The organism is Martinezella rhizogenes (assembly GCF_027460065.1).
GTDB lineage: Bacteria > Pseudomonadota > Alphaproteobacteria > Rhizobiales > Rhizobiaceae > Agrobacterium > Agrobacterium rhizogenes_C.
Genome location: NZ_JAPYZZ010000001.1, coordinates 598,301 through 623,300, shown reverse-complemented (window position 1 = coordinate 623,300; position 25,000 = coordinate 598,301). Strand labels below are relative to the sequence as shown.

20 protein-coding genes are annotated in these 25,000 nt (G+C 59.2%); 6 read left to right on the top strand and 14 right to left on the bottom strand.

The window, feature by feature from the left end:
* Both deoC and deoA read left to right on the top strand, forming a co-directional pair.
* Complete coding sequence (gene deoC / locus O8B93_RS03060; RefSeq protein WP_269708335.1) at positions 1–774, top strand: deoxyribose-phosphate aldolase; 774 nt, start codon at positions 1–3, stop codon at positions 772–774.
* On the top strand, positions 771–2,087 hold the full coding sequence (deoA, locus tag O8B93_RS03055) for a thymidine phosphorylase (protein WP_269708334.1): 1,317 nt from the start codon (positions 771–773) through the stop codon (positions 2,085–2,087). The genes deoC and deoA overlap by 4 nt, the downstream gene beginning before the upstream one ends.
* On the opposite strand, the gene O8B93_RS03050 is transcribed toward deoA, so the two are convergent.
* The 9 genes from O8B93_RS03050 to cyoA form a co-directional block, all read right to left on the bottom strand.
* Positions 2,080–2,601: a TIGR02281 family clan AA aspartic protease gene (locus O8B93_RS03050; protein WP_269708645.1), complete on the bottom strand. Its 522-nt coding sequence runs from the start codon at positions 2,599–2,601 to the stop codon at positions 2,080–2,082. The genes deoA and O8B93_RS03050 overlap by 8 nt on opposite strands.
* 134 nt (positions 2,602–2,735) lie before the next feature.
* Entirely contained in the window at positions 2,736–3,365 is a 630-nt protein-coding gene (gene upp / locus O8B93_RS03045) for a uracil phosphoribosyltransferase (RefSeq protein ID WP_004439188.1), read from the bottom strand.
* Positions 3,366–3,460: 95 nt separating this feature from the next.
* Positions 3,461–4,438 (bottom strand): adenosine deaminase, encoded by a 978-nt coding sequence (locus tag O8B93_RS03040; protein ID WP_269708333.1) that lies wholly within the window; start codon positions 4,436–4,438, stop codon positions 3,461–3,463.
* Positions 4,435–5,655, bottom strand: a complete 1,221-nt coding sequence (locus tag O8B93_RS03035) for a phosphopentomutase (protein ID WP_269708332.1) — start codon at positions 5,653–5,655, stop codon at positions 4,435–4,437. The genes O8B93_RS03040 and O8B93_RS03035 overlap by 4 nt, the downstream gene beginning before the upstream one ends.
* Before the next feature lie 114 nt (positions 5,656–5,769).
* On the bottom strand, positions 5,770–6,531 hold the full coding sequence (locus O8B93_RS03030) for an SURF1 family protein (protein ID WP_269708644.1): 762 nt from the start codon (positions 6,529–6,531) through the stop codon (positions 5,770–5,772).
* A gap of 177 nt (positions 6,532–6,708) precedes the next feature.
* Entirely contained in the window at positions 6,709–7,101 is a 393-nt protein-coding gene (gene cyoD / locus O8B93_RS03025) for a cytochrome o ubiquinol oxidase subunit IV (protein WP_003493104.1), read from the bottom strand.
* The gene (cyoC, locus tag O8B93_RS03020; protein WP_010970676.1) at positions 7,101–7,727 is read right to left on the bottom strand and encodes a cytochrome o ubiquinol oxidase subunit III; all 627 of its coding nucleotides are present in this window, start codon (positions 7,725–7,727) and stop codon (positions 7,101–7,103) included. The genes cyoD and cyoC overlap by 1 nt, the downstream gene beginning before the upstream one ends.
* Before the next feature lie 6 nt (positions 7,728–7,733).
* Positions 7,734–9,737 (bottom strand): cytochrome o ubiquinol oxidase subunit I, encoded by a 2,004-nt coding sequence (cyoB, locus tag O8B93_RS03015; RefSeq protein ID WP_269708331.1) that lies wholly within the window; start codon positions 9,735–9,737, stop codon positions 7,734–7,736.
* A gap of 76 nt (positions 9,738–9,813) precedes the next feature.
* Positions 9,814–10,887: a ubiquinol oxidase subunit II gene (gene cyoA / locus O8B93_RS03010; protein WP_269708330.1), complete on the bottom strand. Its 1,074-nt coding sequence runs from the start codon at positions 10,885–10,887 to the stop codon at positions 9,814–9,816.
* Between the two features lie 305 nt (positions 10,888–11,192).
* Between cyoA and O8B93_RS03005 the strand changes: the two genes are divergently transcribed.
* The 3 genes from O8B93_RS03005 (at position 11,193) to O8B93_RS02995 (ending at position 20,193) form a co-directional block, all read left to right on the top strand.
* Positions 11,193–12,515 carry an MFS transporter gene (locus O8B93_RS03005; protein ID WP_269708329.1) on the top strand — a complete coding sequence of 441 codons (1,323 nt, stop codon included), beginning with the start codon at positions 11,193–11,195 and terminating at the stop codon, positions 12,513–12,515.
* A gap of 407 nt (positions 12,516–12,922) precedes the next feature.
* Positions 12,923–18,427, top strand: coding sequence for a glutamate synthase-related protein (locus tag O8B93_RS03000; RefSeq protein WP_309568488.1), 5,505 nt, complete (start codon positions 12,923–12,925; stop codon positions 18,425–18,427).
* Entirely contained in the window at positions 18,424–20,193 is a 1,770-nt protein-coding gene (locus tag O8B93_RS02995) for a sulfite reductase subunit alpha (RefSeq protein ID WP_269708328.1), read from the top strand. The genes O8B93_RS03000 and O8B93_RS02995 overlap by 4 nt, the downstream gene beginning before the upstream one ends.
* Positions 20,194–20,231: 38 nt before the next feature.
* Here the strand turns inward: O8B93_RS02995 and O8B93_RS02990 are convergent, their stop codons facing one another.
* The 5 genes from O8B93_RS02990 to fabA form a co-directional block, all read right to left on the bottom strand.
* On the bottom strand, positions 20,232–20,825 hold the full coding sequence (locus tag O8B93_RS02990) for a TadE/TadG family type IV pilus assembly protein (RefSeq protein ID WP_269708327.1): 594 nt from the start codon (positions 20,823–20,825) through the stop codon (positions 20,232–20,234).
* Positions 20,822–21,418 (bottom strand): TadE/TadG family type IV pilus assembly protein, encoded by a 597-nt coding sequence (locus O8B93_RS02985; protein ID WP_269708326.1) that lies wholly within the window; start codon positions 21,416–21,418, stop codon positions 20,822–20,824. Before O8B93_RS02985 ends, O8B93_RS02990 begins: the two co-directional genes overlap by 4 nt.
* A gap of 183 nt (positions 21,419–21,601) precedes the next feature.
* Positions 21,602–22,408, bottom strand: coding sequence for an enoyl-ACP reductase FabI (gene fabI, locus O8B93_RS02980; protein WP_269708325.1), 807 nt, complete (start codon positions 22,406–22,408; stop codon positions 21,602–21,604).
* 6 nt (positions 22,409–22,414) lie between these two features.
* Complete coding sequence (gene fabB, locus O8B93_RS02975) at positions 22,415–23,638, bottom strand: beta-ketoacyl-ACP synthase I (RefSeq protein ID WP_269708324.1); 1,224 nt, start codon at positions 23,636–23,638, stop codon at positions 22,415–22,417.
* Between the two features lie 75 nt (positions 23,639–23,713).
* Complete coding sequence (gene fabA / locus O8B93_RS02970; protein ID WP_035219583.1) at positions 23,714–24,229, bottom strand: 3-hydroxyacyl-[acyl-carrier-protein] dehydratase FabA; 516 nt, start codon at positions 24,227–24,229, stop codon at positions 23,714–23,716.
* 317 nt (positions 24,230–24,546) lie between these two features.
* Between fabA and irrA the strand changes: the two genes are divergently transcribed.
* The gene (irrA, locus tag O8B93_RS02965) at positions 24,547–24,966 is read left to right on the top strand and encodes an iron response transcriptional regulator IrrA (protein ID WP_006309975.1); all 420 of its coding nucleotides are present in this window, start codon (positions 24,547–24,549) and stop codon (positions 24,964–24,966) included.
* Positions 24,967–25,000: the final 34 nt, after the last annotated feature.

Sequence of the window (25,000 nt, the reverse complement as noted above, 5' to 3'; positions counted from 1 at the left end):
ATGGAACTCCAGCGTCCGCGCGAAGCGGCTGCCCTCACTCTGTCCTTGCTGGACCTGACCAATCTTAGGGAAGACTGCACGCCGCAGCAGATCGCCGCTTTGTGCCAGCGGGCGCATACGAATTATGGCAACACTGCCGCCATCTGTATCTGGCCGCGTTTCGTGGCGCAGGCGCGTGCGGCTTTCGGCAAAGAGCATGTGATCCGCATCGCCACCGTCGTCAATTTTCCCTCGGGCGATCTCGATATCGAGACCGTGGTTGCGGAAACGGAAGCCGCGATTGGCGATGGTGCCGACGAAATCGATCTGGTCATCCCCTACCGTAAATTCATGGCAGGCGATGAAGCGGCGGTTAGCGAAATGGTAGCGGCCGTGCGCAAGGCTTGTGTCGCACCCGTGCTGCTCAAGGTCATTCTCGAAACCGGCGAACTGAAGGACAAGGCTCTGATCCGCCGCGCCTCCGAACTCGCGATCGCCGAAGGCGCTGACTTCATCAAGACCTCCACAGGCAAGGTCGCCATCAATGCCACGCTGGAGGCGGCAGACATCATGTTGCAGGCGATCCGCGACAGCCGGCAGAAAGTTGGTTTCAAACCTGCCGGTGGCATCGGCACGGTGGAGGATGCGACGCTTTACCTGCGGCTGGCGGAAACCATCATGGCGCCCAACTGGGCCATGCCGTCCACTTTCCGCTTCGGTGCTTCGGGTATTCTCGACGATGTGCTGAACGTGCTGGCCGGCGGTGAACCGGCCAAGGCCGCCAGCGGGTATTGAGCTTGATCCCGCAGGAAATCATCCGCCGCAAACGCGATGGCCTGTCTCTTGAGCCGCAGGAGATTGGCGCTTTCATCGACGCTCTGTCGAAAGATGGCATATCGGAAGGGCAGGCGGCCGCCTTTGCCATGGCGGTGTTTTTCCGTGGCATGAACCGCGACGAAATGGTGGCGCTGACGCTTGCGATGCGCGACAGCGGCGATGTTCTCTCATGGAGCGACATTGGCAGACCGGTGGCGGACAAGCACTCGACCGGCGGCGTCGGTGACAACGTCTCCCTGATGCTGGCTCCTATCGTTGCCGCCTGCGGTCTTGCCGTGCCGATGATATCAGGCAGGGGCCTTGGCCACACCGGCGGCACGCTCGACAAGCTGGAAGCCATCCCCGGTTATGATGTGATGCCGGATGAGGCTCTGTTTCGTCGGACGGTGCAGTCGGTCGGCTGCGCCATCATCGGCCAGACCGGCGATCTCGCACCCGCCGACAAACGCCTCTACGCTATCAGGGATGTGACCGCGACGGTCGATTCCATCCCGCTGATCACGGCTTCCATTCTCTCTAAGAAACTCGCGGCCGGGCTTGAGACGCTTGTTCTCGACGTGAAGGTCGGCAATGGCGCCTTCATGCAAAGCCTGGAGGATGCCCGCATTCTCGCCCGCGCACTGGTCGATGTGGCTGTTGGCGCGGGCCTGCCGACGAGCGCGCTGATCACCGACATGAACCAGCCGCTCGGCGATGCCACGGGCAATGCCGTCGAAATCGTCAATTGTCTGGAGTTTCTGGCCGGTCGCAAGGCCGGCACCCGTCTGGAGAAGGTGGTCCTGTCCTTCGCCGCAGAAATGCTGGTGCAGGCTCGTAAAGCCGCGACATTGGAGGAAGGCGAGGCGCTGGCGTCGGCGGCTCTCTCCTCCGGCCGCGCCATGGAGGTGTTCGCGCGGATGGTTTCGGCACTGGGCGGCCCGTCGGATTTTATCGACAATCCATCCCGTTACCTGGCCTCTGCGCCGGTCATCCTCCCGGTTCCCGCTGCACGAAGCGGCTGGCTCGCATCCTGCGCAACGCGCGATCTCGGCATGGCTGTCGTTGAACTCGGTGGTGGCAGAACAAGGCCCTCGGACACCATCAACCCGGCGGTCGGTATTTCGGATATCCTGCCGCTCGGCGTAAGGGTGGAGAAAGGCGAACCGATCGCTGTCGTTCACGCAGCGTCCAGCGAAGACGTGGAACGTGCAATCAGAAGAATAGAGGGCTGTTACGGCATTGCGGACAGCGCCCCGGAAATCGCGCCACCTATTCTTGAGCGGATCACCTGACCAGCCGCATTTCGCCGCCCGATACCTTGAAGGACGATAGTTGCTTCAAAAAGCTCATGCCGACCAGCATGCTGCTCAGCGCATTGTCCTTCAGCACCATGGCATCGACATTCTGAACGCGGATCGCGCCGATCTCCACCCGGTCGAGTTTCACATGGGCCGCCATGGTCTGGCCATTGGCGGTCGAGATCGCATATTTGAAATCGAGGCTGTTGACGCCGTAACCCAACCGGCGCGCAATCGTCTCGTTGATGGCCACCATGGAAGCGCCGGTATCGACAAGCCCGTCGAAGGATTTGCCATTGATGCGGAAGGTGGCATTGAAGTGACCGCGCGTATCCGCTTTCAGACTGACACTACCCAGTGAAACCGGCTGCGTTCTGGGAACTTCGGCGGTGTCGCCGGATTTTGCCGCGCTGGTTTCCGGGCGCGGCTGAAATTTCTCCATCAGCGCCGGAAGCTGCGTGGCGCTGACCGAAAGACCGACAAGCAAAAAAATCGCACGCGCCAGCAAGTGATTGCTCCTCATGGGCAAGGGTTATCCATGCGCAGCATAGGCGCAAAACATGCTGAAATCTTAAAAGAAAAAGCCATCCGCCGCGTTGCGCGCGGCGAATGGCTCAAACGGTTAAGCAATGATGAACGGTGTTATTTGGTGCCGTACATGCGGTCGCCGGCATCACCGAGGCCGGGAACGATATAGCCTTTTTCATTCAGGTGCCTGTCGATTGCGGCGGTGTAAATCGGCACATCGGGATGCGCTTCACGGAAATTCTTGATGCCTTCGGGTGCTGCCAGCAGACACAGGAAGCGGATGTTCTTCGCACCGCGCTCCTTCAGCTTTTCCACGGCGGCAATGGAGGAATTGCCGGTCGCCAGCATAGGGTCGACAACGATGACCAAGCGGGCATCGAGGCTTTCGGGCGCCTTGAAATAATATTCGACGGCCTCGAGCGTATCGTGGTCACGATAGACGCCGACATGGGCAACACGCGCCGAAGGCACCAGTTCGAGCATGCCTTCCAGAAGGCCATTGCCGGCGCGCAGGATGGAGGCAAAAACCAGCTTCTTGCCTTCCAGAACGGGTGCCTGAATGGTCTCGAGCGGCGTATCGATGGTTTCCATCGTCATTTCGAGATCACGCGTCACTTCATAGCAGAGCAGCGTCGAAATTTCCCTGAGCAGACGGCGGAAGCCGGCCGTGGAAGTTTCCTTCTTGCGCATGATGGTAAGTTTGTGCCGCACCAGCGGATGTTCGATGACTGTGACGCCGTCCATGAAACTGGCCTTCCTTTTTATCTTATGCCCTGTAATTCACCGAAAGCACGTTTTTCGCAAGCCTTCTTCGCGGTTTTACCCTGCCAACAACCGTCTCAGGCATCATCCAGTCTAGCAAGCAGCCGCTCGCGTGTTGCCTCGTCCACGAAGGCGCATTCCAGTGCGGTGCGGGTCATGCGGTTAATCTCGGTATCGCTGAAACCGAATGCGTCTGCAGCCAGCGCATATTCCCGCGCAAGCGAGGTGAAGAAAAACGGCGGGTCGTCGGAACTGATGCAGACGCGCACCCCGGCATCGCTCAGGGCTTTCAGCGGGTGGCTGGCAAAATCGGGATAGACGCTGAGCGCGATATTCGAGCCGGGGCAGACTTCGAGAACCGTTCCCGTCTCGACCAGCCGGGAGATGAGAGCGGCATCTTCGATGGCGCGCACGCCGTGGCCGATACGTGACGGTTTGACGAGATCGAGCGCGTCGGCAACGCTTTCCGGCCCGCAAACCTCACCCGCATGGATCGTCAGCCCAAGACCCGCATCGCGGGCGATATCGAAGGCGCGGGCGTAGTCGGCAACCCGGCCCATGCGCTCTTCGCCCGCCATGTTGAAGCCGGTTACCAGCGGATGCCGGGCGCGTGCCGCATATTCGGCCGCCGCGATCACCCGCTCCGGGCCGAAATGCCGCTCGCCGGTGACGATGATGCGGGTTTCGATGCCGGTCTTTTCTTTGGCGATACGGATACCCTCGGCAATGCCCGCGAGATAGGCGTCGGCGCCAAGCCCGATGCGGTCACCATGATCGGGCGAGATGATCAGCTCGCTATAGATTGTACTGGCTTCGGCCAGTTCTGTCAGATAGGTTTCCGTCAGGACAGCATAGTCTTCATCGGTCTTGAACACCTGCGCGACCGCATCGTAGCACTGGATGAATTGCGCAAAATCCGACCATACATATTGGCCGTCGCGCAGAAAGCCGCTGGTGTCTATGCCGTATTTCTCCGCCTGTTTCGCAACGAGGGCAGGCGGTGCCGCACCTTCGAGGTGGCAGTGAATTTCCGCTTTCAGCAAATGCGATGTCAAATGAAGCTCCTGCCGTGTGAACCGGCGTCAATGCCAAGATGGTGGGCGATACTTTCGCCGATATCGGCGTAGCTTGAACGAATGCCGACATCGCGGGAACGGATGCCCGGACCGAACGCCATGATCGGCACTCTTTCGCGTGTATGATCCGTGCCTCGCCATGTGGGATCGCAACCATGGTCTGCGGTGAGAAGCGCTATATCGCCAGGCGCCATCTTGCGGTGGATTTCCGGAATACGCGCATCGAAGGCCTCAAGCGCCGCCGCATAACCGGCGACGTCTCGGCGGTGGCCGTAAAGCATGTCGAAATCGACGAAATTGGTGAAGACGAGATCGCCGTTTTGTGCCTCGTCGATGGCCTGCAGCGTCGCATCCATCAAGGCGGCGTTGCCATTTGCCTTGATGACGCGCGAGACACCCTGATGGGCATAGATATCGCCGATCTTGCCGATGGCATGTACCTTGCGGTCTGCCTCCACCAACCGGTCGAGCAGGGTCGGTTCCGGTGGCGGAACGGAGAAGTCGCGGCGGTTGCCTGTGCGTTCGAAGGTTACGACTGTCTCGCCGATGAAGGGGCGTGCGATGACGCGGCCGATATTCAGCGGATCGACCAGCTTACGCACAGTCTCGCAGAGAGCGATAAGCCGCGTGAGGCCGAAATGGGTTTCATGCGCGGCAATCTGGAACACGGAATCGGAAGAGGTGTAGCAGATCGGCTTGCCGCTCCGGATATGCTCTTCGCCGAGCGCAGCGATGATTTCGGTACCGGAAGCATGGCAATTGCCAAGAATGCCGGGAATATCGGCTTGCCTGCAGATGGCCTCAACCAGCTCCGGGGAAAAGGCGTCGCCCTCCGTCGGGAAATATCCCCAGTCGAACGTCACGGGCGTGCCGGCGATCTCCCAATGGCCTGAAGGCGTGTCCTTGCCCTTGGAGATTTCGCTGGCGGAGCCGTGCAGACCGAAAATCCGCTCCGGCAGCTCCATGCCGGCGGGAATATCGCCGCTTGCCTGCCTTGCGATCTCCATGAGGCCGAGCGAACACATATTCGGCAGCTTCAGCGGGCCGGCCCGAAGCCCGGCTCTGTCCGCCGCACCTGCCGCGCAGAATTCCGCGATATGACCGAGCGTATTGGCACCAAGGTCGCCATAACGCTCCGCGTCAGGCGCGCCGCCGACACCGAAGGAATCCAGAACGAGAAGAAATGCTCTTGCCATAACTCACCGAAACAAAATTGCGCCGACGGGCAATGTCAGGCCGAACTGTCGTTATAGATCAGCAAAACGTGAAGAAGGAAGTGCTTTTATGAACCATCCGGTAAAACCGGCCGTTCACTCCGCATCCCGTTTCGATTTCGGCGCATTGAGATTGCGCAGAACATACCAGCCGGCCGCAACCACCATGGCCGCCAGAATGTACCATGTCACGGCGTAAGAGAGGTGGTTGTTGGGGAAAGTCAGCATGGTCTTGCCGCCAACCGGCAGGCCACCCGGATTGGGTGTCGCATCCGCATCGACATAAAAGGGCGCGACGTCTGAAAGGCCGGAGGCCCGTATAATCTGTGGAATATTGCGGGAATACCAGCGGCCGTTTGCCGGATCATTGGTTCTGAGGAAAAGCCCGCCTGTTTCCGGCGCGCGCATCAGCCCGACAATCTCGACGTTTCCGGTCGGTTCACCTTCCGCGCGCGAGGACGGGTTGCGCCGGTCGGACGGCACGAAGCCGCGATTGACGATCACGCTTGAGCCATCGTCCCGCCGCAGCGGCGTCATGACCCAGTAACCGGGCCCGAGATCGGTGACCGTGTAGACCTGAACTTCCCTGTCGTTGAGGAGGGTGCCGGTCAGTTTCACACGACGATATTCATAGTCCGAGGGATTGCCGAGAGCCGGCCATTCGCTGGCGGCAGGGGCATCGATGGGCTCGGCATGGGCGCGGGCGTTAACGCGTTGGATCAGGTCGAGTTTCCAGAAAAGGCGCTGGACCTGCCATGTTCCAAGCGCCAGCAGGCAGCCCGTCAGGGCAATGGTCAAAAACAGGACGACGATTGCCGCAGGGCGGATGCGCCGGTTTTGGGGTGCGATTTCGCTCATGTCACGGTCCTTGCGAAGCGCCACCGGCAGAAAGATCATCTGCTCCGGCGGGCCTCGTTGCACCCGCATGCGCTTCCTCCAGCAAATAACCCCATAAATCTCGCTGGGATTCATGGGGTTATGTGTTGGCGCGGAAGACGGCCCGCCGGGGTCCGGCAGGCCGTTGATCTATGCTGCTCAGGGTAGGTTCTTCACATCCTCGATGTGCAGCGGCATCATGTTCTTGTTCATGTTGTACATGACCCAGAGCGAGCCGGAGAGCGTGATCAAGAGCACCACGACGGTGAAGATCAGCGCCATGAAGGTCCAGCCGCCTTCGGACCTGGTGTCCATGTGCAGGAAGTAGATCATGTGCACGAAGATCTGGATGACGCCGAGACCCATGATGGCGATGACGAGCAGGGTCTTGTTCTCAAGAACGTCGCCCATGACCAGCCAGAACGGAATGGCCGTCAGAATGACCGACAGGACGAAGCCGATCATGTAGCTTTTGAAGGTGCCGTGGCTGGCGCCATCATGGTGATGGTCGTCACCATGCGCGTCGTGATGTGCGTGTGCTTCGGAACTCATCAAAGAACTCCCATGAGGTAAACGAAGGAGAAGACGCCGATCCAGATGACGTCAAGGAAGTGCCAGAACATCGAAAGGCACATCAGGCGGCGCTTGTTGGCGGCGATCAGGCCATGTTTTGCCACCTGTACCATCAGCGTGACAAGCCAGATGGTGCCGAAGGTGACGTGCAGACCGTGGGTACCGACCAGAGCGAAGAAAGCCGACAGGAATGCCGAACGTTGCGGGCCAGCGCCTTCTTCGATCAGGTGGTGGAACTCATAAAGTTCCACGGCGAGGAAGGCGAGGCCGAAGAGGCCGGTGATGCCGAGCCATATCAGCGTCGACTTCACCTTCTGTTTTTCCATTTCCAGCATGGCGAAGCCATAGGTAATGGAGGAGAGAAGCAGGAAGCCGGTATTGATGGCCACGAGCTTGAGATCGAACAGATCCGCGCCCGAAGGACCGGCCGCGTAGCTGCGGCCGAGAACGGCATAGGTGGCGAAGAGCACGGCAAAGATCAGGCAGTCGCTCATCAGATAGAGCCAGAAGCCGATCGAAGTGCCGTTTTCAGGGTGGTGGTCTTCTTTCAGGTAGAAGACCGGTGGTTCTGCGCCGTCGACGCTTTGTGCAGGTGTATGAGCCATGTTCCGTTACGCCTGTTTCGCGAGCAGCTTCGTACGCTCCGCCTCGACGGTCGAAACGTCGGACGCGGGAATGTAGTAATCGCGATTGTAGTTGAAGGTGTGGGCAATCGAGACTGCTATGATGGCGAGCATCGAAAGAGCCGCAAGCCACCAGATGTGCCACACCAAAGCGAAGCCGAGGACAACGCTGATGGCGCTGATGATGACGCCCGTGCCGGTATTCTTCGGCATATGGATCGGAATGTAACCTTCCAGAGGACGGCTGTAACCGCGCTTCTTCATGTCCGCCCATGCGTCCACGTCATGAATGACCGGCGTGAAGGCGAAGTTGTAGGCGGGCGGCGGCGACGAGGTCGACCATTCCAGCGTACGGGCGTTGTAGGGATCGCCGGTCACGTCGCGCAGCTGATCGCGCTTCAGGTAGCTGACGATGAGCTGGATGACGAAGGCGGCGATGCCGAGCGCAATCAGGAAGGCGCCGAAGGCGGCGATCACGAACCAGATCTGTAGCGAATTGTCCTCGAACTGGCTGACACGGCGGGTAATCCCCATCAGGCCGAGCACGTAAAGCGGCATGAAGGCGAAATAGAAGCCGATGAACCAGAACCAGAAGGACAGCTTGCCCCAGAACGGATCGAGGCGGTAACCGAACGCTTTCGGGAACCAGTAGACTATACCCGCAAGTACACCGAACACCACGCCGCCGATGATGACGTTGTGGAAGTGAGCGATGAGGAACAGCGAGTTGTGGAGCACGAAATCCGCAGGCGGAACAGCAAGAAGAACGCCGGTCATGCCGCCGATGACGAAGGTGATCATGAAACCGATCGTCCAAAGCATCGGAACGTCGAAATTGATGCGGCCCTTATACATGGTGAAGAGCCAGTTGAAGATTTTCGCGCCCGTCGGGATCGAGATAATCATCGTGGTGATGCCGAAGAAAGCGTTGACGCTCGCGCCGGAGCCCATGGTGAAGAAGTGGTGCAGCCACACGATATAGGCAAGGATGGTGATGACGCCCGTCGCATAAACCATCGAGGCATAACCGAAGAGGCGCTTGCGGGAGAACGTCGCAACGATTTCCGAGAAGACGCCGAATGCCGGCAGCACCAGAATGTAAACTTCAGGATGGCCCCAGATCCAGATGAGGTTGACATACATCATCGGGTTGCCGCCGAGATCGTTGGTGAAGAAATTCGTACCAACGTAACGGTCCAGTGTCAGGAGCGCGAGCGTGCCGGTCAGGATCGGGAAGGAGGCCACGATCAGGATGTTCGAACACAGCGACGTCCAGACGAAAATCGGCATGCGCATCATGGTCATGCCGGGTGCGCGCATTTTGATGATGGTCACGATCAGGTTGATGCCCGATAGCGTCGTGCCCACACCGGCGATCTGCAGACCCCAGATGTAATAATCGACCCCGACGCCCGGGCTGCCATCGATGCCGGAAAGCGGCGGATAGGCGAGCCAGCCGGTCTGCGCATATTCACCCACAAACAGCGAGATCATGGTGATGACGGCGCCGGCCGTGGTCATCCAGAAGGAGAAGTTGTTGAGAAAGGGGAACGAAACGTCGCGGGCGCCGATCTGCAGCGGCACGACGAAGTTCATCAGACCCGTGATCATCGGCATGGCCATGAAAAAGATCATGATGACGCCATGGGCCGTGAAAATCTGGTCGTAGTGGTGTGGCGGAAGATAACCTTCCGAGCCGCCGGAGGCGATCGCCTGCTGCACGCGCATCATGATGGCGTCGGCAAAGCCGCGCAACAGCATGACCAGCGCCAGAATGATGTACATGATACCGATCTTCTTGTGATCGATGCTCGTGAACCATTCATTCCAGAGATAACCCCAAAGCCGGAAATAGGTGAGGGCGCCAACGACGGCGATGCCGCCGAGCGCCACGGCCGCGAAGGTGGCGACAAGAATGGGCTCGTGAAGCGGGATGGATTCCCATGTCAGCTTCCCGAACAGGAACGACGTTTGATCGGAATTGACGATCATTTTCAGCCTCTTGCGATTCTAAGACGTAAGATCGGCGCAGCCATTGGCCGCGCCGCAGAATGCCGGGACGTCACCGTCAGCCAGCGACTTGTTTCGTTTCCGGCAGCGCTGCGGGTTCAAAAGTCTGACCTTTGATCGCAGCCGGAGTGGATTGGGGTCCGCTGGCGACACCGTAAGGCGCAAGCGGCGTGCAGACGACGGAGTTCAGCGCCTTGGCGATGTCGATGCCTTCCTTGCCGCCGCCGCCATTGGCGTCGATATGCATCATATCGCGCATGCAGAGCTTGTTGGGCTCCACGCAGCGGTTGAGGATGGCGCTGTACAGTTCCGGATCGACCGAAGCGAAATATTGCACCGGCTCACGCTCGGAAGGCTTGGCGAATTCCAGATATTCCTGCCGGCCGAAGCCCTTGCCGCCTTCTTTCACCTTGGCCACCCATTGCTCGAAGCCCTGCTGGCTGAGGCCATGGAACTTGAAGCGCATGTGCGAGAAGCCGGGGCCGGAGAAGTTGGCCGAGATGCCGTCATAGACACCTTCCTTGTTGATGACCGCGTGCAGCTTGGTCTGCATGCCACCCATGGCGTAAATCTGGCCGGCAAGTGCTGGAACGAAGAAGGAGTTCATCGCAGTCGTGCCGGTGATCTTGAAGTTGATCGGAACATCGACCGGCGCGGCGAATTCGTTGACGCTGCCGATGCCGAGTTCGGGATAGAAGAACAGCCACTTCCAGTCCATGGCCACCACTTCGACCGTGATCGGCTTAATATCGGCGGTAACCTGACGGTTCTCGTCGATCCGTTCCAGCGGGCGGTAAGGGTCGAGACGGTGCGTGGAAATCCAGGTCACCGTGCCAAGCATCAGGATGATGGCGACGGGGGCCGACCAGATCACCATTTCAAGGCGGGTGGAGTGGTGCCACTCGGGATCGTAATCTTCAGCCTTCGCCGACTCGCGGTACTTCCAGGCGAAGAACAGCGTCAGCACGATGACCGGGACGATGATCAGCAACATCAGGACCGTGGACGTGATGATAAGATCGCGCTGCTGGATGGCCACGTCGCCCGAAGGGTTCATGACGACCAGATTGCAGCCGCTGAGCAACAGCAGGGCCGGGATTGCCAGAAGGGCGGATGGGAGTTTTTTGATCATGCGCACGTTCTTTGAACTCGTACAGTTTGGATTAGGCCGCGAATAATTGCCGAAGGTCATTTTTGAAATGAGGTATATTGTCGCGGTGCAGCGAAGCCTTCGCGATGCACCATATGCCGGGCAGTACTGCGTTTAAAGGCGAGCGGCTGCATTATCGCACGGTCGGCCGGCTGGGCAACCCTTTATTGTCAAACTTCAATTGACGTTACGTAGGGTGCGTGTGACAATCCGTCGCATCGTAACGCAACGGAAGAGGAGCCTGCGCGTTACAGGGAATGGTTCGTCCATGACGCAGGAGGGATATTATGAGTTATACCAATGCTGCTCCATCCTTTGGGCAGGCGCCGGAGGCAAACGGGGCTGGTCCCACGAGCGTCGATCCGGATCGCATCACGATCGCGGTCATTCTTGCGAGAATGACTGAATTCTTTGACTTTTTTATCTATGCCATCGCCTCTGCGCTCGTTTTCCCCCACGTCTTTTTTTCCTTCGTCGATCCGCTGACGGCCACACTTTATTCCTTCGCGGTATTCTCGCTTGCCTTTATCGCAAGGCCGATCGGTTCGCTGATCTTCCTCCAGATCGACCGTAAGTTCGGCCGTGCCGTCAAGCTGATGGCGGCGCTTTTCACGCTCTGTGGTTCCACCATGGCGATCAGCTTCCTTCCGTCTTATGCGGAAGCGGGCATGCTCGCTCCGATCCTTCTGGCTGTCTTCCGTATCGGTCAGGGCCTTGGCCTTGGGGGCGCCTGGGATGGTCTGGTTTCGCTGCTTGCCATGAATGCACCGCAGAAACAGCGCGGCTGGTACGCCATGATGCCGCAGATCGGTGCGGCCATGGGCTTCGGCCTCGCCAGTGCCTTTTTTATCGTTTTCGTCACGCAGCTTTCCAATGCGGAATTCCTCGCCTGGGGCTGGCGTTTCCCCTTCTTCGTGGCGCTGGCGCTCAATGTTCTCGCGCTCTTTGCCCGCCTGCGCATGATCGTCACGCCGGAATTCCAGGCCATGCTGGAGCAGCATGAGCTGGAACCGCGCCCGATGTTCAAGATGCTGCGCTCACAGTTCCCGGTCGTCGTCACCGGCGCCTTCGTCCCGCTGGCAAGTTTTGCACTCTTCCACCTCGTCACGGTATTCCCGCTGAGCTGGGTTTCCCTTAATACCAGTCAGCGTGTTTCGGACTTCCTGTTCGTGCAATTCGTCAGTGCCATCATCTGCGGCGGTATGATCGTGGTTTCAGGCATTCTGGCCGACAGGATCGGCCGGCGGAAGCTTCTGGCCATCGCCGCAGCTCTCATTGGTCTCTTCAGCCTCGTGGCACCCGTGCTGCTGAGCTCGGGCGATATTGGCCGCTATCTCTTCGTTCTGATCGGCTTCTCGCTGCTTGGCTTGTCTTTCGGTCAGGCGGGCGGCGCGCTCGCATCCCGTTTCAGCCGTGAATACCGCTATACCGGTGCGTCGCTCACCTCGGATATTTCCTGGCTGATCGGTGCCGGTTTCGCACCGCTTGTCGCACTTGGATTTTCGTCCAAATTCGGACTGTTCGCGGTCGGAATTTACCTGATGTCGGGTGCCGTCTGTACGCTGGTTGCCCTCTGGTTCAGCCGAACGCTGGAAATGCCTTCGGACTGATCTGGGCAATTTAACAATCGCTGCAGCCATCACGCCGCGGAATCCTGTCGGATTTCGCGGCGTTTTTGTTTTTTTATTGCGCGAGGCAGATTTTAATCTTGACTCGGCCCATCATGAAATATTATGTAAGCAATACTGACGTAATTCAGTGTGCCTCATTGCCGGAAATACCGGCCACCAGGGAACGCGATGCGAACGACGACGATCATTATTTGCGAAAAAGCGGCCATTGCCGTCACGCCGTTTGCCGGCCGCAAAACGACCGTTCGCGCCATTAAACGCCGATAGCCAAAAAAAGAGGAGCAGCCAGGTCGCCTGCGGCTCCGCCCGCAGAGTGCCGGCTGACGCGCCGGGTTTCGGGAAAAGAGGGTGATGCCGCGCGAAATGCGCAACGAGAGGAGAGTGCCTTGAGTGTGACGGAGCAAAAATTCGGCCTTTATGATGCGGCTTTTGAAAAAAGCAGCTGTGGCGTCGGTTTCATCACCCGCAAGGATGGCGTGCAGACGCATGATGTGCTGAAGCGCGGCCATGAGGCACTCTGTGCCGTGCCGCATCGCGGCGGCATGTCGGCGGAAGGTGTTGGTGATGGCGCGGGCGTGTCGCTGGATCTGTCGCTCTCCTTTTTTCGTGAGCTGACGGGACAAGGTTCCCTCAAGGCCGGCCGGTTCGGCGTCGGCAATTTTTTCCTGCCGCAGAACCCGGCTTTCCACGATGAGGCGGTCGGTATCATCGGCACCGCTCTGAAAGAGCAGGGCTTTTCGGTTCTGCTGGTGCGCGATGTGCCAGTGAATGATGCGGCCATCCGTCCCGCCGCAATCCCCTATCAGTTACCGATCCGCCAATGGGTCTTTTCGGCACCAGCGGAATGCGCGACGCTTGCCGAATTCGACTGGCGCATCCACAAGGCGCTGCTCGCCATCGAGGCGCTCGCTTACACCGTGCCGGAGCTTGCCGGTTTTTACCCGCTGTCGCTCAGCGCGCGCACGCAGGTGCTCAAGGGCCGTCTGAACTCCCAGGAGGTCATGCCCTATTTCTGCGATCTGACAGATCCGCGCCATGAAGTGCATACGATGTATTTCCACACTCGGTTCTCCACCAATACCGATCCGCATCCCTCCATGGCGCAGCCCTTCCGCCTGATGGCGCATAATGGCGAACTCAACACCGACAAGAAAAACCGGCTATCGGAAGCGGCCGTGGCGCTGGCGAAGAATGCCAGCATCGTCAGGCCCAAGGGCCAGTCGGATAGCTGCCGTCTGGACCAGACATTGCAGGCACGGGTGATGGAGGATGGTCTCGACCTCGTCACCGCCGTGGTCTCGATGATGCCGCCAGCCTGGGAAAACGACGACACGCTCTCGCCCGGTGTGAAGTCGATGCTGGAATATTTCTCGCTCTATGAGGAAAAGAACGACGGCCCAGCCGCGCTGATCTTCGGCGACGGCACGATCATTGGTGCACGCCTCGACCGCCTTGGCCTGCGCCCGCTGCGCACTGTCGAGACGGAGGACTATCTCTGTGTCATGTCTGAGGCGGGGCAGATTGCCTTCCCGGCGGAAAGCGTCATCCGCCGTGGCCGCATCGAAGCGGGCGGCATGCTTTATTACAATCACGCCGAGCGTCGTGCGTTTTCAACCGTCGAGGCGCTGGAGCTTCTGGCCTCGCAGCGGGACTATTCGTCGCTGCTGTCTGAAGCGCGCGTCATGCTTGGTGATCTGCCGGAGGTGCCGGCCGACAAGCAGGGCTCACCGCTTCGCTATAATGGCGATCTGGAGCGGCATCAGCGTTATGTCGCCTATTCGCACAATCAGGAAAGCTTCAAGTTCCTGATGGACCCGATGCTGGCCTCCGGTGCGGAAAAAATCTCGGCCATGGGTTATGGCAATGCCATCAATGCGCTTTCCGATCAGGAAGGCGGCGTCGCGAAGTATTTCTCACAGCGTTTCGCGCAGGTCACCAATCCGCCGCTCGACAGCATTCGTGAGGCCGACGGTATGACGCTGCGTGTGGCGTTGGGCGCAAAGCCGAACAGCGGTGCGGCCAAGGCCCGCCAGATCGTCGTTCGCTCCCCGATCCTCACCCATCTCGATATGCTGCGTATTCGCGAGCAGCCCGAGACACCCGTTCGTCGTTTCGAAATGCTCTTTACGCCGGTCTTCGATGCTGCTGACCTCAATGAGGCTGCCCTCCGGCAGGCGATCGACGGCCTCTGCGATGAGGTTGCGGCTTTCGCAGCCGAGCAGGGCGGGATTGCCGTCATCACCGACCGCCATGTCTCGGCGGGCCGCGCGGCCTTACCGATGATCATGGTCGTTTCCGCCATCAACCAGCGGCTGATTGAGGAAGGCCTGCGGTTGCGCGTTTCCCTGATCGTCGAAAGCGGGCAGTTTTCGTCCTCCCATCATATCGCAGCCGGACTCGGTTTCGGTGCTTCGGCGGTCTATCCGCTCGGCGTGCAGTTCCGTGCGGAAGAGAAATTCGGTGCCGAGGCCGACAAGGCGTTCAAGCGCTTCGCCAAGGCGGCTGAAAAGTCGCTGATGAAGACCATGGGCAAAGTCGGCCTGTGCACGGCGGAAAGCTACATCGGTGGCGAATTCTTCGAGCCGAATTTCCTCGATACCAACGATCCCGTTCTGAAGCGTTATTTCCCCAATGTGAAGACCCCGGTCGGCGGCGTCACCTTCGCCGTTATCGCGCAGGCGGTGGCCGACTGGCATCGAAAAGCATTGTCGGTGAAGGGTGAAAACGATATTCCGCTGCTCGGTCTCTTCAAGGAACGTGCCGAAGGTGCCGGCCATTCTTATGGCACGACGGCCGTTCGCGGCTTCGTGGATATGACGGAGGAAAAGATCGGTTTCGACAAGGGAACTGAAAACGAGGAGGCGCTGCGCCTCCTGCCGCTCAACCGGCTGGAAGATGCCTTCGGTCTCAACGATGCTGCCTATTATCACAACAGCTTCGACCGGCTGACCCCGGAGGCCATCGATGCATTTGAGGTAACGCCCGGTTACCGCTCCTTTGCGCGCATGATGGCGGAAGAAAGAGCGGGCCGCCCGGCCGCCCTGCGTGATGTTCTGGAACTGCCGGCCGATGTGACCTTTGCCGGTTCGGCCGAAGAATTCCGCCGGGAAATGGGCCGTTTTTCCAGGCATGGCAATAACAGCTTCATGGTGCGCGGATTGCGCTGCGAAGAGGCAGGAGACGGCGCGTTCCGGCTGCAGCTGATCGGCCCGCACGGTCATGAACTTGCCCGCCTCGCCGCCCTCGGCCAGTCGCTGCTCGACCGTTTTGGCGACGACATCACCGGCCATTGGCTGGAAGGTGGCGCGCTCATGGTTCAGGCAAAGGGTGAGGCCTCCGCCTATCTATCGCTTATCCGCACCGCACCGGAGAGTATTCCGCTTGAGACCGTGCAAAAGGCAAGCGAGATCACCAAGACCCTCGCATCGGGTGCCATGAGCCACGGCGCGCTGGTTGCGGCTGCCCATGAGGCGGTGGCCCACGGCACCAACATGGTTGGTGGCATGTCCAATTCGGGCGAGGGCGGCGAGCATATCTCCCGTTACGGCACCATCCGTGCCTCGCGCATCAAGCAGTTCGCCTCCGGCCGCTTCGGTGTCTGGGCCGGTTATCTTGCCGATCCGATGCTGGAAGAGATCGAGATCAAGATTGGCCAGGGCGCAAAGCCGGGCGAGGGCGGGCAGCTGCCGTCTCCCAAGGTGACGGTGGAGATCGCTGCGGCGCGCGGTGGCACGCCGGGCGTCGAGCTGGTCTCGCCGCCGCCGCATCATGATACCTATTCGATCGAGGACCTGGCCCAGCTTATCCACGACGCCAAGGCGGCACGCGTGCGCGTCATCGTCAAGCTCGTATCGTCGGAAGGCATCGGCACGATTGCAGTCGGCGTCGCCAAGGCGGGTGCGGATGTCATCAACGTTGCCGGCAATACCGGCGGCACGGGTGCTGCGGCCGTTACCAGCCTCAAATATACCGGCCGTGCGGCGGAAATCGGCATAGCCGAGGTGCATCAGGCGCTGTGCGCCACCGGTCTGCGCGCCAAGGTGCTGCTGCGTTGTTCCGGCGCGCACCAGACGGCGAGCGACGTGGTGAAATCAGCCCTTCTCGGCGGCGACAGCTTCGAATTCGGCACCACGGCGCTGATGATGCTGAAATGCGTCATGGCGAAGAACTGCAACATCAAGTGCCCGGCCGGTCTCACCACCAATCAGGAAGCCTTCAACGGCGATCCGCGGGCGCTGGCGCAGTATCTCATGAACATCGCCCATGAAACGCGCGAGATTCTGGCAGGGCTTGGGGTTACCTCGCTGCGGGAAGCCCGTGGTCGTTCCGACCTTCTTCACCTCCTCGATCATCCGGCAAGCGTCGGTCAGCTTGACCTCCGGGCAATGCTTGCCGTGGTCGAAGAGGTGAAGATCGACAGCCCGGTCTATATGGAAAAGGACTTCGCACTCGACGATGCCTTCATCGATCTCGTGCGTTCGGCGCTGGTCGACAGCAAGCGCGAGAACATCGAGCTTGGCGGCAATCGTTTCCTAAACAATTGCAACAAGAGCGTCGGCGGCCAGCTCGCCGTCGATATCGAACGCATGTTAAACCACGAACTTTCGGATGAGCAGCTGGACGCGCTTCCGGCCGTCAAGCGGGATGGCCGTGGCCGCCGTTTTCTGGAAGCGGGTTCGGTGCGCATCGATACTTCAGGTTCGGCTGGTCAGTCCTTCGGCGCTTTCTGCAATGACGGCATGGTCATGGTGCATACCGGCACCTGCAATGACGGTGTTGGCAAAAGCGCCTGCGGCGGCACCATCGTCGTGCGCTCGCCCGGCGGCGGTTCGCAAGAGGCGGGCGGCAATGTGCTGGTCGGTAATTTCGCGCTGTTCGGCGCCACCGGCGGCCGCACCTTCGTGGAAGGGCAGGCGGGCGACCGTTTCGCGGTGCGTAATTCTGGCGCCACCGCCGTGGTCGAAGGCGTTGGCGATTTCGCCTGCGAATATATGACCAATGGTGCTGTTCTCAACCTTGGCAGTTTCGGCAAGGGTTTTGGCAACGGCATGAGCGGCGGCTTCGTCTATCAGTATGATCCCTATGGCGATCTGCCGAAGAAGGTCAGCCATGACTCCATCCTGCTCGGCTCGATCACCGGTGAGGATGAACAGGCAGCAATCCACAATCAGGCAGTCCACCAGCTTCTGAGCCTGCATGTCGCAGAGACCGGCTCGGCCAAGGCGGCATGGCTTCTGGAAAACTGGGAGAGTGAGCAGCATAATTTCGTCTATGGCATGCCGCGCGCCCTGCTGCTTTATCAGGACAGCGATGAGATCCTCAAAGCCAAGCCCCGCAAGGAGCTGCTGGAGGAGCTGGCCTCGGCACTTGCCGCCCATCAGTTGCGCAAGTTCAAGCTCGCTTATCGCGACCGTAAGGCTGTCTTGAACGGAACGGTGCCGGGTTATGGCGAGACGGATACGGAAGACATGTATGCGCTTCTCAATAACTACACCGTGTTGAGCATGGCGCAGGCCATCGCCCTGCAACGGTTGCCGATGGCATCCGGTCCTTCTGATCCCGCCATCGAAAAGGCTGTGCGCAATCTTATTCTCACGGAAGACTATGCGCTAATGCAGCGCCTGCTGAAATATGCCCGCGAGGCGTTGTCCGACCATAGCGACGCGCAGCTCGCGGTGATGATCGCGGCCAAGCGGCTTGACGACTACAAGCAGGCGCTGACGCGCCGGAACATCTGGTCGGTGGACAGCCCCGGCACCTATGGCTGGATCATTCAGCAGAACCGGAAAAACATCGAGAAGATCGGTCGTCTGCCGGGCTTCGAGGAGCTTTTCGCCGCTCGTGCCATCCCGGACCTAGCCACCGCATCCAGCCAGAACAGGGCAGCATGATGAAGATACCTTACATTCCACAGGATGCGCCCTTTAACGGCGACCAACGCGCTTGGCTCGCCGGCTTTCTGGCCGGGCTCCATTCCCGCGCTGCCATCGGCCTCGAGACATCGGTGGCCGCTGCTGCCCCCAAGGCGACAGCCAGCCTGCTGAACATCCTTGTCGGCACCCAGACCGGCAACGCCGAGGCGTTGGCGATGGATATCGCCGCTGCTGCCCGCACCCAGGGTATGCAGCCGGTTGTGACGGCGCTGGACGACGTCTCAATGGACAGTCTCGGCACCATGAAGCGGGTCATCGTTGTTACTTCTACATATGGCGAAGGTGAGATGCCTGATAATGCCCAGCTGTTCTGGGAAGCGCTCGCCGCTGACAGCGCACCGCGGCTGGACGAGATGAGTTTTGCGGTGCTCGCCTTGGGCGATACCGGCTATGACGGCTTCTGCCAGGCGGGCAAACTTATCGATACACGCTTTGAACAGCTTGGCGGCAGGCGCATGAAAGCGCGTATCGATTGCGATATCGACTTTGAGGATGCGGCTGCCGCGTGGATCGGGGAGACGCTGCCGCTCGCGCTGGCCGTCGATGGCGGCAAGGAAGCCGCTGTCACCATGCCCGACATTGCTGGGCAGCCCGCAAGGGCAAAATCGGGCTGGAATCGCAAGAACCCCTATTCGGCAAAGATTAGCGTTAATCGCCGGCTGTCCGGTCCCGGCTCGTCCAAGGAAATTCGTCACTACGAATTCGATCTCCGCGAAAGCGGGCTCGATTATGAGGCGGGTGACGCGCTTGGTGTTGTTCCGCTTAACGATCCGAAACTGGCCGGCGCGCTGCTCGGCCATTTCGGAGCGGGCGCAGACAGCCAAGTCGCCGGGATGGACCGGCCGGTTGGCGATGCGCTTCTCAAAATGTACGAGATTTTAACGCCCTCACGCGAACTGGTGGCTGAAATCGGCAAGCGCGCGGGGCATGAAGAACTTTCCCATATCCTTGCGAATGGCGACAAGGAGCAGCTTGCCGCCTTTCTCTGGAGCAAGGATATTCTCGACCTGCTCAATCTTGGCAGAAAGCCACTGTTCGAGCTTGCCGAATTCGTGAACTTCCTGAAACCCTTGCAGCACCGCGCCTATTCCATCTCCTCCAGCCCTCTGGTTGCGAAAGACAGCGTGCATCTGACGATCGCGAGCGTACGGTATCGCGCCGAGGGCCGGGAGCGTGGCGGCGTATGCTCCACCTATCTCGCGGACCGGGTGGAGGCAGGGCAGAGCGCCGGTATTTTCGTCTCACCAAACAAGGCATTCCGTGTCCCGCAGGACGACAATGCGCCTGTTATCATGGTGGGACCGGGCACGGGCATAGCACCTTTCCGGGCCTTTTTGCAGGAACGGCAGGCGCGCGGCGCCAGGGGCAAGAACTGGCTGTTTTTCGGCGACCAGCACCGGCAATCGGATTTCATCTATGAAAACGAACTTGGCGATATGAGCCGCGATGGCGTGCTGACCCGTCTAGATCTCGCTTTCTCACGGGATCAGGCGGAGAAAATCTATGTCCAGACCCGCATGCGGCAGAACGGCAAGGCGCTCTATCAGTGGCTTGAGGAGGGCGGCTATTTCTACGTCTGCGGCGATGCGACCCGTATGGCAAAGGATGTCGATGATGCCCTGCACGGCATCATAAGCGACGAGGCAGGCATCTCCGCCGAGGCCGCAAGCGACTACATCAACCGGCTAAAGCGCGAAAAACGCTATCTGCGCGACGTCTATTAGGCCCGGCCGAAAAAGGGGCCGCCGTGGCACCGATTGGCTCAGCAATTGGTGCAGGCGGTCTCTGCGTCGCGTTGCTTGAAGAAATAGTCTCTGCCGATCGTGATCGACTTTGTGCCGGATGAGGTGACATCAGGCATGAACATCAGCAACTCATGTGGGATGGAAAGTTCCACATGAATGAGGAAGCTGTCTTGCACAAGCAGGCGCGTTGGAACGGTGACCACGGATCCTACCGCATAGGGTCTCAGATTCTTCTCATCCCAGGACCAGGTGATCTTTGCCTGTTTTTGCGTATCGATCTTGATGCCGCTGATCTTCAGCTTAAGACCCTTGGTACTGTAAGGTGCAAAAACCGCGGCTGCGACATCCTGCATGCCTGTGAGGTAGGTTTTATCGACGGAACCTGTTTTCGATATCAGGTCGTTGATTGTGGCGGCCGCGCTGCTTGCCCGCTTGTAGGTATTATAGCCTATCGTCAACTCGAAAGAGGTCAGATAAAGCGCGAGCAATATCGGGAAGACGATGGCGAATTCCACGGCGCCCACACCCCGGCGATCCCTGACGAAGCGTGAAACGAGCGCGATCAGACCCCGCTTGCCGCTTGCCGCGACCAAGACAAGCTTTTTCATCATGACCCCCCGCCCGTGACGTATTTCTCGTTCATGAACGCACTTGTCGCGACGATAAGGAAATGCGAGGGCATCGATCCATCGGCCGGGCGTATTTTGGTGAGATAGGGGCGGATAATATCGGCGACGACCCGCCAGCGATAATAGACGCGCAACATGTTGATGGTTTCCGGTCCGCCTGGCTTGAAACCGAACTGGGCCGTATCGAGATCGTAATATTCGCCATAGGCTTTCAGGGGTATCGTGGTCGGAATATCCTTGAAGGCGGTAAAAGAGCGAAGGTCGACATACAGTTTCTCTTCTTTTTTGATCTCGTCTGCCGAGCAGGTGATCATCACAGAAATTTCGTTGCAGAAACTCTTGCGAAAATCTTCTTTGGAAATCGAGCTGCTGATCTGCCCGGTGCGCAAACGTCGCGACATGGTCTCGGTGGCGTTGGCAACGACCTGTTCCGCCATCAGGGCGATGAAGGTCTCGATGATCGCGAAAACCACAAGAAAATAAGGGATGGCAAGGATCGCGAATTCTATGGCTGCCGTCCCGTCGCGGGACAACCCGAATTTTTCCAGCAATGGCTTCAGTCTGGCCAGTCGCATGAGGTGGTGTCGATCTCTAAGAATATGCGGCAAGCGCAACCGTTGAATTTGTTGCGGACCATAACCACCCCATGTTTAAAATCAGTTACTTCGATAAACTATACTTTAGTGATTTCCAAAATTGATACGGCGCATAAAAAAGCCCGGCGCAGGGCCGGGCTTTGTTGATTGCGAGAGGTAGGCTTATTCCGCGTCTGCCTTGGAGAGAACCTCGAGCGTGGGTGTCGAGGTGATATTGTAACCGCAATCCACGTAGTGACATTCGCCGGTCACGCCGCGCGACAGGCTGGACAGCAGGTAGAGTGCGGAGCCGCCAATGTCGTCGATGTCAGCCGTCCGCCGCAGCGGTGCGTTTTTCTGGTTCCAAGCGTAGATCGCGCGCGCATCCGAAATGCCCGCACCCGCCAGCGTGCGGACCGGACCGGCCGAGATGGCGTTGACCCGGATATCGCGCGGGCCGTAATCAGCGGCGAGATAACGGACTGACGCCTCGAGAGCCGCCTTGGCGACGCCCATGACGTTGTAGTTCGGAATGACGCGTTGCGAACCATTATAGGTCAGCGTCAGCATGGATCCGCCATTGGTCATCAGTTCTGCGGCGCGCTTGGCGATTTCCGTGAAGGAGAAACAGGAAATGACCATGGTACGGCTGAAATTCTCGCGCGTCGTGTCGGCGTAGAGACCTTTCAGTTCGTTCTTGTCGGAAAAGCCGATGGCGTGCACGACGAAATCCAGCGAGCCCCATTTTTCGCGGATCGCTGCAAACAGCGCATCCACCGAAGCGATATCCTCGACATCGCAAGGTACGATGAAGTCGGAGCCCAGTTCCGCGGCGAGCGGCTTCACGCGCTTGCCAAGCGCTTCACCCTGATAGGTGAAGGCCAGTTCCGCGCCCTGTGCCGCAAGTGCCTTGGAAATGCCCCAGGCGATCGAGTGATTGTTCGCGACGCCCATGATGAGGCCGCGCTTACCTTGCATGATGCCGTTCATGGGCAATTATCCGTTATGACGCTGGAAGACCAGCGTGGCGTTGGTGCCGCCGAAGCCGAAAGAATTGGAAAGGATGGTGTCGATCTTGGCGTTGTCGATGCGGCTGCGAACGATCGGAACGCCCGCAAATTCCGGATCGAGTTCGGAAATATGCGCGCTTTCGCCGATGAAACGTTCCTGCATCATCAGCAGGCCGTAGATCGATTCCTGCACGCCGGCCGCACCCAGCGAATGGCCGGTGAGCGACTTGGTCGACTGAATATGCGGAATCTTGTCGCCAAAGACTTCGCGGATCGCACCGATTTCCTTGCTGTCGCCAACCGGTGTGGAGGTGCCGTGGGTGTTGATGTAGTCGATGTCACCCTTGACGGTGGCAAGCGCCTGCCGCATGCAGCGGATCGCGCCTTCGCCTGACGGAGCCACCATGTCGTAACCATCAGAGGTTGCGCCATAACCGACGATCTCGGCGTAAATCTTCGCGCCGCGCGCCTTGGCATGTTCCAGCTCTTCCAGAACCAGCACGCCTGCACCACCAGCGATCACGAAACCGTCGCGGTTGACGTCATAGGCGCGCGACGCGAGGCTGGGCGTTTCATTGTATTTGGACGACATTGCGCCCATGGCGTCGAAGAGGTTCGACATCGACCAGTCGAGATCCTCGTGGCCGCCTGCAAACATCACATCCTGCTTGCCCCACTGGATCATCTCGGCGGCGTTGCCGATGCAATGCGCCGAGGTGGAGCAGGCCGACGAGATCGAATAGTTGACGCCGTGAATCTTGAACCAGGTCGCGAGCGTGGCCGAGGCGGTGGAGGACATGGCCTTCGGCACGGCGAAGGGGCCGATGCGCTTCGGGCTATTGTTCTTGAGCGTGATATCGGCAGCTTCAACGATGGTGCGGGTGGACGGACCGCCCGAACCCATGATGATGCCGGTGCGCTCATTGCCGCTGATGTCGCTCTCTTCCAGACCGGAATCGGCGATCGCCTGCTTCATGGCTACATGGTTCCACGCACCGCCCTGCGACAGGAAGCGCATGGCGCGGCGGTCGACCAGATCGGTTGGGTCGAGAGAGGGTTTGCCCCAGACCTGGCATTTGAAACCGTGCTCGGCAAAATCCGGCGAAAATGAAATGCCGGACTTGGCCTGGCGCAGCGACGCCGTGACCTCAGCGGCATCACCGCCGATGGAGGAAACAATACCGAGGCCGGTGACAACAACTCGTCTCATGAAAGGGACCTTTTCTTAAGATTTCGGCTGGACGACCAAAGCCGCCCGGCGTTTGTCTGAACTATTCCGTCTGTGTCAGGCGGTCTTTTCCTTGGACAGGCCGACCCGCAGGTCCGTCGCCTGATAAATGGTCTCGCCGTCCGCCTTCAGCCAGCCATCGGCGGTTCCGAGAACCAGACGGCCGCGCATCACGCGCTTGAAATCAATACCATACTGCAGCAGCTTGGTGTTAGGGCGTACCATGCCTTTGAACTTCACTTCGCCGGTGGAAAGCGCCATGCCGCGGCCTTCTTCGCCCAGCCAGCCGAGGAAGAAACCGGTCAGCTGCCACATGCCGTCAAGTCCGAGGCAGCCCGGCATGATCGGGTTGCCCTGGAAGTGGCAGGGGAAATACCAGTCGTCGGGGCTGACATCGTATTCGGCGCGGATGAAACCCTTGTCGAAGGCGCCGCCGGTTTCGGAAATTTCGGTGATCCGGTGAACCATGAGCATGGGGGGCAATGGGAGCTGGGCATTTCCAGGGCCGAACAATTCGCCGCGACCGCAGGAAAGAATCTCCTCGTAATTGTAACTTGATTGCCTGGTTGCCATACCGCTTTCACTTCCCCAATCACTGGTGTTGAACGACTTCACTAGAGCAAGTTAGGTTCAAAATGAAGCGCTGCAAGGGCAGAGGCCGCTCCGGCCCCAATCTTTGTCTTCAGAACCTTCTTTGCAGAAGTCATTACCTCAATATGCCGTCCGCATACAGGAACCATCAGGCTGGAACCAGAGGAAATTTGCAGGAATGGCCGGTTTACAGCCATTTGCGACACTCGACGGCGCTGAAACTATTGAAAGCATTCCCTGCAAAAGATATATGCTATTGCAATTGACGGGTTTCATACCTCTGTTTGGAATGGGATTGCATGGCATTTGACGCCACATTGGATATCGGAACGAGGCTGCGGCGCTCGGGGCTGCGGCCCACGCGCCAGCGCGTTGCTTTGGGCGATCTTCTTTTCGCAAAGGGCGATCGGCACCTGACGGTCGAGGAGCTGCATGACGAGGCGGTCACCGCCGGCGTGCCCGTTTCTCTCGCCACGGTTTACAATACGCTGCATCAGTTCACTGAAGCCGGCCTGATCCGCGTTCTTGCCGTGGAAGGCGCTCGCACCTATTTCGATACGAACGTCTCGGATCACCACCACTTCTTCGTGGAAGGTGAGAACGAGGTTCTCGATATTCCCATCAATAATCTCCAGATCGACAACCTGCCGGAAGCACCCGAGGGCATGGAAATCGCCCATGTGGATGTGGTCATCCGCCTTCGCCGCAAGCGCGGCTGACGTTTTTGTCCGATAGTGAATATGAAAATGGCGC

Bases quoted from the DNA above. Each gene is read 5' to 3' on its own strand.
- O8B93_RS03005 (WP_269708329.1), top strand. From the start codon at position 11,193: ATGAGTTATACCAATGCTGCTCCATCCTTTGGGCAGGCGCCGGAGGCA.
- deoC (WP_269708335.1), top strand. From the start codon at position 1: ATGGAACTCCAGCGTCCGCGCGAAGCGGCTGCCCTCACTCTGTCCTTG.
- O8B93_RS03035 (WP_269708332.1), bottom strand. From the start codon at position 5,655: ATGGCAAGAGCATTTCTTCTCGTTCTGGATTCCTTCGGTGTCGGCGGC.
- cyoA (WP_269708330.1), bottom strand. From the start codon at position 10,887: ATGATCAAAAAACTCCCATCCGCCCTTCTGGCAATCCCGGCCCTGCTG.
- O8B93_RS03030 (WP_269708644.1), bottom strand. From the start codon at position 6,531: ATGAGCGAAATCGCACCCCAAAACCGGCGCATCCGCCCTGCGGCAATC.
- fabB (WP_269708324.1), bottom strand. From the start codon at position 23,638: ATGAGACGAGTTGTTGTCACCGGCCTCGGTATTGTTTCCTCCATCGGC.
- O8B93_RS02995 (WP_269708328.1), top strand. From the start codon at position 18,424: ATGATGAAGATACCTTACATTCCACAGGATGCGCCCTTTAACGGCGAC.
- cyoB (WP_269708331.1), bottom strand. From the start codon at position 9,737: ATGATCGTCAATTCCGATCAAACGTCGTTCCTGTTCGGGAAGCTGACA.
- O8B93_RS02985 (WP_269708326.1), bottom strand. From the start codon at position 21,418: ATGCGACTGGCCAGACTGAAGCCATTGCTGGAAAAATTCGGGTTGTCC.
- cyoD (WP_003493104.1), bottom strand. From the start codon at position 7,101: ATGAGTTCCGAAGCACACGCACATCACGACGCGCATGGTGACGACCAT.
- O8B93_RS02990 (WP_269708327.1), bottom strand. From the start codon at position 20,825: ATGATGAAAAAGCTTGTCTTGGTCGCGGCAAGCGGCAAGCGGGGTCTG.
- upp (WP_004439188.1), bottom strand. From the start codon at position 3,365: ATGGACGGCGTCACAGTCATCGAACATCCGCTGGTGCGGCACAAACTT.
- fabI (WP_269708325.1), bottom strand. From the start codon at position 22,408: ATGAACGGCATCATGCAAGGTAAGCGCGGCCTCATCATGGGCGTCGCG.
- fabA (WP_035219583.1), bottom strand. From the start codon at position 24,229: ATGGCAACCAGGCAATCAAGTTACAATTACGAGGAGATTCTTTCCTGC.
- cyoC (WP_010970676.1), bottom strand. From the start codon at position 7,727: ATGGCTCATACACCTGCACAAAGCGTCGACGGCGCAGAACCACCGGTC.
- irrA (WP_006309975.1), top strand. From the start codon at position 24,547: ATGGCATTTGACGCCACATTGGATATCGGAACGAGGCTGCGGCGCTCG.